The organism is Bradyrhizobium sp. P5_C11_2 (assembly GCF_054049755.1).
The window spans coordinates 1-12,007 of sequence record NZ_JBFULT010000202.1 but is presented as its reverse complement, the minus strand read 5'-3'; the positions used below and the strand labels follow the sequence as shown (position 1 = coordinate 12,007).

Sequence of the window (12,007 nt, the reverse complement as noted above, 5' to 3'; positions counted from 1 at the left end):
GAGCAGGGCGCCGCCACCCAGGAGATCTCCCGCAACATTCAGCACGCCGCCCACGGGACTTCGGARGTCTCGGCGAATATCGGCGATGTGCAGCGTGGCGCCGGCGAGACCGGAGCCGCGTCGGCGCAGGTGCATTCGGCCGCGCAGTCGCTGTCGCAGGAGAGCAACCGGCTGAAGAGCGAGGTCGCTCGCTTCCTGGACTCGGTGCGGGCGGCGTGACTGCGGTTGCGTTCGAATGCTGCAATGCGTCAAGCGCGCCTGCGTCGCAGCACGCGATATCGGTTCGGCTGCACCAGATGGTTGCAGACAATAACGACGGCCACGGCCGCGCCCGTAGTTTTACGTAGCTTCCTGTTAACGCCTGTTTGCAACTATGTGCGCAATCTCTCCAGACAAGAATCAGCCAGCATTGTTGAACTGACCTCCGTCTCGCCGCCGTCGTGGCGATCGCGGCGCGGGTGATTTGTGCGTTGCCGGCTATCAGCGGGATTTGGTGTGATGTCGAAGTTGTCGATCGTCTTCAAGCTTCTGACCGTGCTGACGGTCCTCGTGCTCTCGCTTGCCGGCGTCGGCGTGACGGCGATCGGCACGATGCAGAACATCAATGCCCATACCGTTGAGATCGCGGAGAGCTGGTTGCCGAGCGTGCGCGCGCTGGGCTCGCTTCGCGCCGACATCAACGAGCTGCGCGTCGCGCTCCGCCTGCACCTGATGCAGGACACCGCCGAGGGCAAGGACGCCGCCGAGAAGCGCCTCGCCTCGCTGCGTGAGCGCATCGAGAAGACCCGCAAGGTCTACGAACCGCTGATCACCGCCGCCGAAGAGCGCTCGCTCTACGAGCAGTGGACCAGGGCGTGGGCCGAGTACCTGAACGGCGTGCAGGAGGTGATGGCGCTGTCGCGCAAGAGCGTCGGCCGTTTCCCGGCCGAGGCCAACGAGCTGTTGCAGACCAAGGTCGCGAAGATGGCCCAGGCGGCCGACCCGTTGCTCCAGAAGGGCATCGAGCTCAACAACCGCGGCGCCGAGCTGGAGACCAAGCAGGCGGCCGACAGCTACGCCATGATCTTCCGCGTGCTGGTCGGCATCATCGTGCTGTCGGTCGTGATCGCGATCGCCGCCGCCTATTATCTCGTGCGCGACGTGTCGCGTGGTATTGCCTCGATCATCCGTCCGATGCAGTCGCTCGGCGAGGGCGACCTCACGGCCGAAGTGCCGCATCGTGGCGAGAAGACCGAGATCGGCTCGATGGCGGACGCACTCCAGATCTTCAAGGAGGCGCTGATCGCCAAGAAGGCCGCCGACGAGGCGGCGGCACGCGATGCCGAGGTCAAGATCGAGCGCGGCCGCCGTGTCGACGCCATCACCCGCAAGTTCGAGGCCATGATCGGCGAGGTCGTCGGGACAGTGTCGTCGGCCTCGACCGAGCTCGAGGCCTCCGCGGCCACGTTGACCAGCACCGCGCAGCGCGGGCAGGAACTCGCGACCGTCGTCGCGGCTGCGTCCGAGGAAGCCTCCACCAACGTCCAGGCCGTGGCGTCCGCCTCGGAAGAGCTGTCGTCCTCGATCACCGAGATCAGCCGGCGCGTGCAAGATTCGGCGCGGATGGCCGCGGAAGCCGTCGAGCAGGCGGCGCGGACCAACGCGCGCGTCAACGAGCTGTCGCTGGCGGCCGCGCGGATCGGCGACGTCGTCGAGCTCATCAACACCATCGCGGGGCAGACCAATCTGCTGGCGCTGAACGCGACCATCGAAGCGGCGCGCGCGGGTGAAGCCGGCCGTGGCTTCGCCGTGGTCGCCTCCGAAGTGAAGGCGCTGGCCGAGCAGACCGCGAAGGCGACCGGCGAGATCGGGGCGCAGGTTTCGGGAATCCAGTCTGCGACCGGGGAATCCGTCAGCGCGATCCAGGAGATTGGCGGCACCATCGAGCGGCTGTCCGAGGTGTCCGCAGCCATCGCCGCCGCCGTCGAGGAGCAGGGCGCGGCGACGCAGGAGATCTCGCGCAACGTGCAGCAGGCCTCGCTCGGCACGCAGGAGGTCTCGTCGAACATCACCGACGTGCAGCGCGGCGCGATCGAGACCGGCTCGGCCTCGACCCAGGTGCTGTCGGCGGCGAAGTCGCTGGCGACCGACAGCACCCGTCTCAAGGTCGAGGTCGCGCAGTTCCTGGAATCGGTCCGCGCGGCCTGACCATTACGTGCTTGCCTGCGGAGCCGGCGGCGGTGCCTGCCGCCGGAACAGGATGCGCTGGTAGAGCCAGCCGATCGCGACCAGCACGATGCCGAGGCACATGAAGGACAGCGCGCGGTAGACGCCCGTCAGCGTCGACATGTCGATGACGAAGGCTTTCAGGATCGTCAGCGCGATCACGGCGGCGGACGCGAGCCGCGCGCGCTCGGAGTTGACGAGAATGCCGATGCCGAGCAGCGTCACGCCGAAGGCGAGCCAGCCGATCGAATAGGTGTATTGCTCGGCGCCGGTGGTCTCGCCGTCCAACAGGATCGGGCCGTGATAGAAGCGGCGGATCTCCAGCGTGACGTAGGCGAGCGCGAACACCAGCGCGCCGCCGGCGATGGTGTTGGCATAGGTCCGGCCGCGTTCGCCGACCACCGCGTAGGACAGCAGCAGCATCAGCACCGCGGGCAGCGCGTAGCCGAGCAGCAGCAGGTTGAACACGAGGCCGCCGACATCGGTCCTGGTCCACAGCAACGGGTTCTCCAGGATCAGCAGGCCGAACACGCTGATGAGGCCGGCGATCGCGGTCAGGATGACCGCGCCGACATTGTGCACGACGCTACGGCTCCTCAACCGCAGCCGCTCGAGTCCGATCGCCATCGCCAGCGTCACGCAGACCTGGAGCGCGAATTCGAGCAGCGACGGCGGCGAGGTCATGCGGCCGCCGGTCGCGATGTGGCGGATTTCCATGAAGGCGAGCAGCGCGGTGAACAGGATCGCGGCGGCCTCCACGATGCGCAACGGCGCATCGTCGCCGCGGCGGCGCAGGAAGATGCTCGCGCCCCAGAATGACGCCGCAGGCAGGCCGTAGCCCCACAACAGCCAGTTGAAGATCGGCGTGGTGCCGACGGCGTCGCCGACGATGCGCGGATCATAGCCGATGCGGGCGGTGACGATCGCTGCGAAGATGGCGGCGAGCCGGCGCAGCACCGGGATCGGGCGCTGCAACGAGATCCAGGCGGTGCCGAGCGACATCAGCGCCAGCGCAATGGTGAGCCAGCCCTTTTCCAGCGCGAAGGTCAGTGCCAGCGCCAGCGCGCCGAGCGTGCCGGTTGCGAACAGTGCGATGGAGGTCGCTAGCCCCGGCCGATCTTCGCGGCGCGAGAGGGCTTCGGTCGCAGCGCCAGAGGCCGCAGCAAGCAGTACCGCGAGGATCGCGAACGGGATCGAGCGATCGAGATGGGCGATGCGCGCGTAGAGCGCAACGAGGATCGCGATCGGTGTGGCAACGGCTGCCGCCGACCACACCACCGGGATGATCGCCGAGCTCGACCGGCCCTGCGCGAAAAAGCCCGCGATGCCGAAGCCGGCGGCAAAGATCACTGCCATCACCAAATGCAGCGTCACCGCGCTGTCGGTCGCGACCGGCCCGACGCCGGGCATGGGGCCGCCCGGCAGCACCAGCATGTCCGGATTGGCGCTCACGGCCCATTCGGCGAACACGATGAAGACGGTCGCTGCGGCCGCGCCCAGCGCGCCCGTTGCGGCCGGCGCGCGCCAGGCGACGAACAGCGTCGCACCGACCAGAAGCGTGAAGGCGATCAGCGCGAGGTCCGCATGCGCGCTCGACAGCACGATCAGCATTGCGCCGAACAGATAGGCGCCAAGCGAGCTCGACGAGACTGGCTCGATCTCGCCGTCCCCGATCGCAGGGCCGAACATGAAGCCGCAGACGACGAGGAGGGCTGCGAGCACGAAGCCCGCGATGGCATGGAAGGCGTGCGGCGCGACCTGCAAGTCGCCGGTATCGAGACCCGGGAAGATCCAGAGCACGGCGAAGACGATGGTGGTCACCGCGAGCCAGCGCCACAGCCGGATGCGGGCGAGGCCAAAGCTCGCAGCGGTGACGATCGCGAGATAGACGTAGAGCGCCCAGTAGTCGGGCTTGCCGCTGGAGACGAGGATCGGCGTCACGAACGCGCCGACCACGCCAAGGCCGGCGAGCGCGGGCCCATGCAGGAGCGCTGCGGCGAGCGTGCCCATCGCAACGATGCCGAGCAGCACGAAGGCGGTGGCGGGAACGAGGAAGCCGTAGAGCGCGTAGGCGGCGTAGATGGTGGCAAACGCCACCGCCGTTCCAGCCGCGGTGAGGATCGCGGGGATGTTGGCGATCGGCAGCGCCGCGATGTTGGAGATGCTCTCCTTGCGCCGCGACCACTCGCCAGCACCTAACAGCGCGGCTGCGAACAGGCCGCCGAGAAACACGCGCACGCCGGGGCCGACGAGGCCGGCCTCGATCGAATAGCGCACCATGAAGAAGCCGCCGAGCGCGAGCGCAAGGCCGCCGATCCACACCACCCAGCGGGTACCGAGACGCTCCTCGAAGCCGGGCTCTGCGGCCGGCACGCGAGGCGGCGCGACGGCCTCCGCGCTCGCTTCGAGCGGCGGCGGCGAAACCTCTTCGGTGACGGGCGGCGGCGGCGCTTGCTCGACTTCGGGCGCGAGCGGCGGCGGTTCGGCGGCGGTTGTTGCGGGCGCTTCAGCCCGCACCTGCGCGGGCATCAGCGGTGGCGGCTGCACGCGCCGCTGCGCGTAAAACATCTCTTCGAGCGAGGCCAGCCGGCGGCGCAGCTCGGCCGCCTGGCTGGAGGCCTTGACCGCGATCAGGAAGGCGATGATCGCAATGATCAGCGCAAAGAAGTCAAACGGACCGTCGAACATGAAGCCTCCAGGCAACCGGCGGGCAGGGGCCGGTTACGCAAATCCTAGAATCTAGCGCCGGGAGCGAACGCGCAAGCCGGGGGCCGGCCGCTCCTGGAGCACGTCGCGGCGGAAGCGATAGAGCGCTGCCGGCCGTCCGCCGGTCTGTGTCGACATCACCCCGGTCGGTTCGACCAGGGCTTCCGTTTCGACCAGGCGGCGGAAATTCTGCTTGTGCAGTTGCCGGCCGGAGATGGCCTCCACCGTGTACTGCAGTTCGGTAAGTGTGAACTCGGCGGGCAAAAGTTCAAAGACGACAGGGCGATACTTCAGTTTTGCGCGCAACCGCGCGATTGCGGTGGCGAGGATCCGGCGATGGTCGAACCGCATCGAGGTGCCGAGCGCAGGAAGGGTCTTGCGCGTTAATGCCGCAGGGCGGCCATCCCGCCGCGCCTCCTCGATCAGGCCGGCCTCGTACAGGAGCTCGTAGCGGTCGAGCACGCGCTCCTCGTCCCAGGGGACGCCGTCGAGGCCGAAATAGAACCGCACGCGATCCCTGCGCGGCAGCGCGCGCGTGGTCTCCGGCGGCTCCTCCTCGGCCCATCTGGTCAACTCCGGGATAATGTCGCGGGCGATGATCGCGGGCGGCGCCTCGCGCCAGTCCTCCCAGGGAAAGAAGCGATACCAGGGTTCGAAGCTCGCGCCCGTCGCGGCGAGCTCGCCATCGATGGCGCGCGTGAGCGCGAGATAGCCGATCGACACCATATGCGCGCCGGTATCGCCGGCCTCCGCATGACGGCCGCGATCGCCGAACGTGTAGAGCTGCTCGACATAGCCGAGCCTCAGGCCCGCCTGCGCCTCGACCCAGGCGCGCAGGCCGATCTCGAAGGTGCGGTGGCTCGGCGCATCGAACGGACCGAACGGCAGGCCGGCAAGCCCGTCACTGCCGCGCGCGGTGAGGATCAGCGGCTCATGATCCTCGATCGCGGCGATCGCGGCGGTCAGGCCGATCTCGATCGGCGTGAGGAGCTTGTCGCTCATGCGGCTGATGTCGTTGGGGTTGTGAGAAAGATATGCCGTTTGGTTGAGACGGTCTCTCTGGTGGCTCGCTGCACCTCTCCCGCTTGCGGGAGAGGTCGCGCACCTTCATTGTGGTGCGCAGCCGTCATTCGAGCTCGATCACGAAGGGGCGGCCTTCCACCATCATGGCGCCCGGGCCCATCTCGTCGAGCGCGCGCAGCATGCGGCCGTTGCGCCCCAGCGCGCGGTCGGCGAGGCTCACGATGCGCCGGTTCGGCGAGGCGATCGGCGAAGCCGCGCGGATCTTTTTCGCAATCTCGATCTCGTCGCGATGCGGATTGAGCGCGCAGACGGTCGCGAACGCGCTCGCGGTGGAGCGGCTGATGCCGGCATAGCAGTGCACCACCAGCGGCGCGCTGCGGTCCCAGCCGCGCACGAAATTCAGCACCTGGTCGATATGGGCCTCGGATGGTGCGGTGAAGCCGTCCATCTCCTCGGTGATGTCGTCCATCGACACCTTGAGATGGTTGGCCGGCAGCACCGAGACCGGCCGCACCACCTGATCGACATTGGCCATCACGGTCAGCACATGGCTGGCCCCGGTGAGGCGGACGGTTTCGGGAAGGGCTGCGAGGGAACAGACGTGGATCATGGCGGACCTTTTCGTCGATTATAGCGAGTGCCTGTAGGGTGGGCAAAGGCGCTAAGCGCCGTGCCCACCATCCCGCACCTTGCTCGAATTGGTGGGCACGCTGCGCTTTGCCCACCCTACAGGCCTAAGCAAACACCGCGCTGAAACGTTCGAGGAACTGCTTCTCCGCCCGCGCCGCCGTCCAGGGCGTGAGATAGTCGCGCCGGACGCTGTCGGAGAGGCCGGGATCGCGGCCGAACAGGCGCTTGGCCTCGGCGTCGCTGAAGCCAGCGAGCTCGGTCGCCTCGAGGTAAGCCGCGCCGCGGTCGGCGGCCTTGATGGCTTGCGTGACCTCGTCCGGCAGCACCGGCGGCAGGCCGAAGCGGATGTGGATGGCGCCGAGTAGCCGCTTCTCGACCGCCTTGTAATGACCATCGAGCACGGCCTTGAACGGCGAGATCATGTCGCCGATCACGTATTCAGGCGCGTCGTGCAACAGGGCTGCAAGCCGCACGCGCTGATCGACCCGCGGCGTCTCGTGCCGCATCACGGTCTCCACCAGCAGCGTGTGCTGCGCGACCGAGAAGATGTGCGCGCCTGTGGTCTGCCCGTTCCAGCGCGCCACCCGCGCAAGCCCATGCGCGATGTCGGCGATCTCGATATCGAGCGGGGAGGGATCGAGCAGATCGAGCCGCCGGCCCGACAGCATGCGCTGCCAGGCGCGGGACGGTACGTCGCGCGCGGCGGTCTTCTTCGCCGTCATTTGACTTTGAGGCGCGGCTTGCGCTGCGTCTTGCTGCAGCTCGCGTGACAATGGCAGTCGACGAGATGGTCGTTGACCATGCCGGTCGCTTGCATGAAGGCATAGACGATGGTGGGGCCGACGAACTTGAAGCCGCGCGACGACAGTTCCTTGGAGATCTGCACCGACAGCGGCGTCGAGGCCGGTACGCTCGCGGTGGTCTTGAAATGGTTGACCTTGGGCCGGCCGCCCATGAAGTCCCACAATAGCTTCGAGAAGCCCGGGCCCTTCTCCATGATATCCAGATAGGATTTTGCGCTGAGGATCGTGCCGTCGATCTTGGCGCGGTTGCGCACGATGCCGGCGTCGTTCATCAGCGCATGGACCTTCTTGGGCGTATAGCGCGCGATCTTCTCCGGCTGGAAGTCGTCGAAGGCTTTGCGGAAATTGTCACGCTTGCGCAGGATCGTGATCCAGGAGAGGCCGGCCTGGAAGCCGTCGAGGATCAGTTTCTCATAGAGCGCGCGGTCGTCATATTCCGGCACGCCCCATTCGGTGTCGTGGTAGGCGACATAGAGCGGATCTTCGCCGGGCCAGGGGCAACGTGTCAGGCCGTCGGGATGCAGGCGAGGGGCGCGGCTCATGCGGTGGGCTGCTTCAGGGGAATACGGACGACTTCGGGTTCAGCCAGCGTCAAGGCAAGTCCCCCGGCGGTGAGTGGCTGGCCGGCATCGAGCGCGTCGGCGACGCGGTCGATGCGCACCAGCGCGATGCCCTTGCCTAGCGCCGACGAGCCCATGGTGCCGACCGGCTTGTCGCCGGCGAGAATGCTGACGCCGAGCTCCGGCGAGAGGTCATCGAGCAAAACCTTCACGCTGCGGGTGCGCGCGGTGCCGCGATGTTGCATGCGCGAGACGACCTCCTGGCCGACATAACAGCCCTTGTCGAAGTCGACGCCGGCAAGACGGTCCATGTTGGTCTCGTGCGGGAACGCATCGCTGTACATGAAATCGAGCCCGCCGCGCGGCACGCCGAGCGCGATTCGGTGGGCCTCGTATTCGGCGGCGTCGACGAGTTCGGCGCCGATGAGATCGGACAGCTTCTGCTTGAGATCTTCGGGGATCAGGATGCGGTAGCCGAGCTGCTCATTGCGTGGGTCGGCGAAGGCCAGGTCCGGCTGGGCCGCGATCTGCCCGTCCCAGGCCGCAAGCACGCCGAGATCGTCGGAGAGATTTTCCACCGTGACCTTGGCGCGGAGCTTGTAGAATTTCAGCTTGGTGGCGAGGCCATCGGCCAGCGCTTTCGGGCAGTCGATCAGGAACCCGCCGCCATGGCCTTCGGGCACCTCCGTGACCAGGAAATCGACGACGATCTTGCCCTGCGGCGTCAGCAGCGCGCCGAATCGCCCCAGGCCCGGCTTGAGCCTGTCGAGGTCGGTGGTGATGAGGCCGTTGAGGAAGTTGCGCGCATCCTCGCCCGCGACCTTGACCACGCCCCGGTCGGGAAGAAACGCTGATTTCATGCGAAAATCTCTTGCGACATGTTGCTCCGGAACGTAAGCCCGCAACGCATAAACGACAAGACCTCGAGCCCTGCGCTTGGGGATGAGAGGGGCCTTCAGCCATGACCCAGCGTTTCGAAATCATCCTCAAGGGCGGCACCGTGGTCAACCAGGACGGCGAGGCTGTCCGCGACATTGGTATCGCGGGTGGCCGCATTGCCGAGATCGGCGCGCTGTCGCAAGCCTCCGCCGCCGAGACGATCGACTGCAAGGGCCTGCATATCCTGCCCGGCGTGATGGACACGCAGGTGCATTTCCGCGAGCCCGGGCTGGAGCAGAAGGAAGACCTCGAGACCGGCTCGCGCAGCGCCGTGATGGGCGGCGTCACCGCCGTGTTCGAGATGCCGAACACCTCACCGCTCACGGTGACTGAGGCGACCTTCACCGACAAGGTGAAGCGCGCCCATCACCGCATGCATTGCGATTTCGCTTTCTTCATCGGCGGCACCCGCGAGAACGTGCAGGACCTGCCCGTGCTGGAACGCGCGCCCGGCTGTGCCGGCGTCAAGGTGTTCATCGGCTCGTCCACCGGCGCACTGCTGGTGGAGGACGACGAAAGCCTGCGCCGCATCTTCCAGGTGATCCGCCGCCGCGCCGCGTTCCACGCCGAGGACGAGTATCGCCTCAACGACCGCAAATCGCTCCGCATCGAGGGCGATCCGCGCTCGCATCCGGTCTGGCGCGACGAGACCGCGGCGCTGATGGCGACGCAGCGGCTGGTGAAGCTCGCGCATGAGACCGGCAAGCGCATTCATGTGCTGCACATCTCGACCAAGGAAGAGATCGAGTTCCTGCGCGACCACAAGGACGTCGCCTCCTGCGAGGCGACGCCGCATCACCTCACGCTGGCCGCGCCCGAATGCTACGAACGGCTCGGCACGCTGGCGCAGATGAACCCGCCGGTGCGCGGGGCGGATCACCGCGCCGGCATCTGGCGCGGCATCGAGCAGGGCATCATCGACGTGCTCGGCTCCGACCACGCCCCGCACACGCTGGAAGAAAAGCAGAAGACCTATCCGGCCTCGCCCTCGGGCATGACCGGCGTGCAGACGCTGGTGCCGCTCATGCTCGACCACGTCAACGCCGGCCGCCTGTCGCTGGCGCGTTTCGTCGATCTCACCAGCGCCGGCCCCGCGCGCCTCTACAACATGGCCTGCAAGGGCCGCATCGCCGCCGGCTACGACGCCGACTTCACCATCGTCGACCTCAAGCGCAGCGAGACCATCACCAACAAATGGGTCGCCTCGAAAGCCGGTTGGACCCCCTATGACGGTGTCCGCGTCCAGGGGTGGCCCGTCGGCACCTTCATCCGCGGCCGTCGCGTGATGTGGCAGGGCGAACTAGTGACGCCGTCGCAGGGCGAGCCGGTGCGGTTTCTGGAGACGTTGAGGGCGTAGGGGTTCAGGTAAGTGGCACGATTGTGCTGCACACTCGGTGTCGTCCCGGCGAAGGCCGGGACCCATAACCACAGGGAGACGTTTGGCGAAGACTGGTGGTTACCAGTCCTTCCCGTCGGTACGGATACCTACGTTCACCGATAGATCACGCGGTATGGGTCCCGGCCTTCGCCGGGACGACATCGAGGAAGCATGGGAGAGCATTCGATGACCCAACCCCTCATCGCCACCGACCAACTCGCCGCTTTGCTCGGCGATCCCAATCTGCGCCTCTACGACTGCACGACCTACAACGAACCTGTTCCACCCGGGAGCGACGTGCCCTATCGCGCAGTCCCCGGCGACAAGACGTTCGCGGCAGGCCACATTCCCGGCGCCGATTTCCTCGACCTGCAAGGCGAGTTCTCCGACACCTCCGCAAGCCCGCTCTTCATGATGCCTGGTGTCGCCCAGCTAGAGGCCGCCTTCGGCCGCCACGGCACCGACGCATCCAAGACCATCGTGCTCTACAGCATCGGCACGCTGATGTGGGCGACGCGGTTCTGGTGGATGTTGCGCTCGCTCGGCGTCGATGCGCAGGTGCTCGATGGCGGATTCGACAAATGGAAGGCCGAGGGGCGGCCGGTCGAGACCGGCGCTCCGAAGGGCTATCCCACGACGACCTTCAAGGCCGCGTCACGCGCAGGCTTCTTCGTCGACAAGACCGCTGTCACGGCACGGATCGGCGATCCAGCAACGGTCATCGTCAATGCGCTCGGGCCGCAATTTCATCGCGGCCTCGAGCCGAGCCGCTACGGCCGGCCCGGCCGCATTCCCGGCAGCGTCAACGTTCCAGCCGCAACGCTGACCAATGCCGACAAGACCCTGACCTCGCTTGCGGATGCCGAAGCGAAGTTCTCCGCCCAAGGCATCACGCGCGACAAGACCGTGATCTGCTATTGCGGCGGCGGCATCTCGGCGACGATCGACCTGCTGCTGACGCAGCTCGGCTACAACAAGCTGACGCTGTACGATGCGTCCATGGGCGAATGGGCCAGGGATCCGGCGCTGCCGATCGAGACGGATTAAGACCTTCTACCCCTCCAAGGGAGGTAAGAAAGTTGGGAACCTTTTGTGCCCGCCTGCATCCAATGTCCGGAACCAACGGAGACAGGTGACCGCCATGCAACGGACCGCCGCCGGCCTGTCCGCCGGCGCAAAGACCCCGGAAATCAGGGCATCGGAAGCCGAGCTGATCGACCGTGCGCGGCGCCGGGACGAGGCCGCGCTCCGCGAGATCATGCAGGCCAATAACCGCCGGCTCTATCGCCTTGCGCGGGGAATTCTGCGCAGTGACAGCGAGGCCGAGGACGTGGTGCAGGAAACTTATGTCCGTGCCTTCACCCATCTCGACGGCTTCAGGGGCGAGTCCGGGCTGTCGACCTGGCTGTCGCGCATCGCCATCAACGAGGCGCTCGGCCGGGCGCGAAGCCGCATGCCGCATGTCGAGATCGGCGCGCTGCCGGAAGAGGTGCTCGACGCGCAGATCATCAAGTTTCCCGTTTCTCCCGCAGGCGACCCGGAAAGGACCATGGCCCAACGTGAAATCCAGCGCGTCGTCGAACGCGCCATCGACGAGCTGCCGGATGTCTTCCGCATGGTCTTCGTCGCACGCGTCATGGAGGGGATGAACATCGAGGAGACCGCCGATCTGCTCGGCGTCAAGCCCGAGACCGTGAAGACGCGGCTGCACCGCGCCCGCACCATGCTGCGCGAGAATGTCGAGAAGGAGATCGGTCCGGTGG

10 protein-coding genes and 1 pseudogene are annotated in these 12,007 nt (G+C 66.9%); 5 read left to right on the top strand and 6 right to left on the bottom strand.

What is annotated here, in order from left to right:
- A pseudogene (locus ACXJL8_RS19700) lies at positions 1-219 on the top strand (methyl-accepting chemotaxis protein); the annotation flags it as partial.
- 279 nt (positions 220-498) lie between these two features.
- Positions 499-2,187 (top strand): methyl-accepting chemotaxis protein, encoded by a 1,689-nt coding sequence (locus tag ACXJL8_RS19695; RefSeq protein WP_456622974.1) that lies wholly within the window; start codon positions 499-501, stop codon positions 2,185-2,187.
- A gap of 3 nt (positions 2,188-2,190) precedes the next feature.
- Here the strand turns inward: ACXJL8_RS19695 and ACXJL8_RS19690 are convergent, their stop codons facing one another.
- The 6 genes from ACXJL8_RS19690 to ygfZ all read right to left on the bottom strand — a co-directional run bounded on the left by ACXJL8_RS19690 (position 2,191) and on the right by ygfZ (position 8,787).
- Entirely contained in the window at positions 2,191-4,893 is a 2,703-nt protein-coding gene (locus ACXJL8_RS19690; RefSeq protein WP_456622973.1) for a DUF2339 domain-containing protein, read from the bottom strand.
- 51 nt (positions 4,894-4,944) lie between these two features.
- The gene (locus ACXJL8_RS19685) at positions 4,945-5,913 is read right to left on the bottom strand and encodes an NUDIX hydrolase (protein ID WP_456622972.1); all 969 of its coding nucleotides are present in this window, start codon (positions 5,911-5,913) and stop codon (positions 4,945-4,947) included.
- 124 nt (positions 5,914-6,037) lie between these two features.
- Positions 6,038-6,544 (bottom strand): tyrosine phosphatase family protein, encoded by a 507-nt coding sequence (locus ACXJL8_RS19680; protein ID WP_456622971.1) that lies wholly within the window; start codon positions 6,542-6,544, stop codon positions 6,038-6,040.
- 124 nt (positions 6,545-6,668) lie between these two features.
- Positions 6,669-7,286, bottom strand: coding sequence for a YfbR-like 5'-deoxynucleotidase (locus ACXJL8_RS19675; RefSeq protein WP_456622970.1), 618 nt, complete (start codon positions 7,284-7,286; stop codon positions 6,669-6,671).
- On the bottom strand, positions 7,283-7,909 hold the full coding sequence (locus ACXJL8_RS19670) for a DNA-3-methyladenine glycosylase I (protein WP_456622969.1): 627 nt from the start codon (positions 7,907-7,909) through the stop codon (positions 7,283-7,285). The genes ACXJL8_RS19675 and ACXJL8_RS19670 overlap by 4 nt, the downstream gene beginning before the upstream one ends.
- Entirely contained in the window at positions 7,906-8,787 is an 882-nt protein-coding gene (gene ygfZ / locus ACXJL8_RS19665) for a CAF17-like 4Fe-4S cluster assembly/insertion protein YgfZ (RefSeq protein ID WP_456622968.1), read from the bottom strand. Before ygfZ ends, ACXJL8_RS19670 begins: the two co-directional genes overlap by 4 nt.
- Before the next feature lie 101 nt (positions 8,788-8,888).
- Between ygfZ and ACXJL8_RS19660 the strand changes: the two genes are divergently transcribed.
- From ACXJL8_RS19660 to ACXJL8_RS19650, 3 genes are all read left to right on the top strand, one after another.
- Positions 8,889-10,223: a dihydroorotase gene (locus ACXJL8_RS19660; RefSeq protein WP_456622967.1), complete on the top strand. Its 1,335-nt coding sequence runs from the start codon at positions 8,889-8,891 to the stop codon at positions 10,221-10,223.
- A gap of 207 nt (positions 10,224-10,430) precedes the next feature.
- Positions 10,431-11,291, top strand: coding sequence for a sulfurtransferase (locus tag ACXJL8_RS19655; RefSeq protein WP_456622966.1), 861 nt, complete (start codon positions 10,431-10,433; stop codon positions 11,289-11,291).
- A gap of 94 nt (positions 11,292-11,385) precedes the next feature.
- On the top strand, positions 11,386-12,007 hold a 622-nt coding region (locus ACXJL8_RS19650; protein WP_456685433.1), incomplete at its 3' end, for an RNA polymerase sigma factor.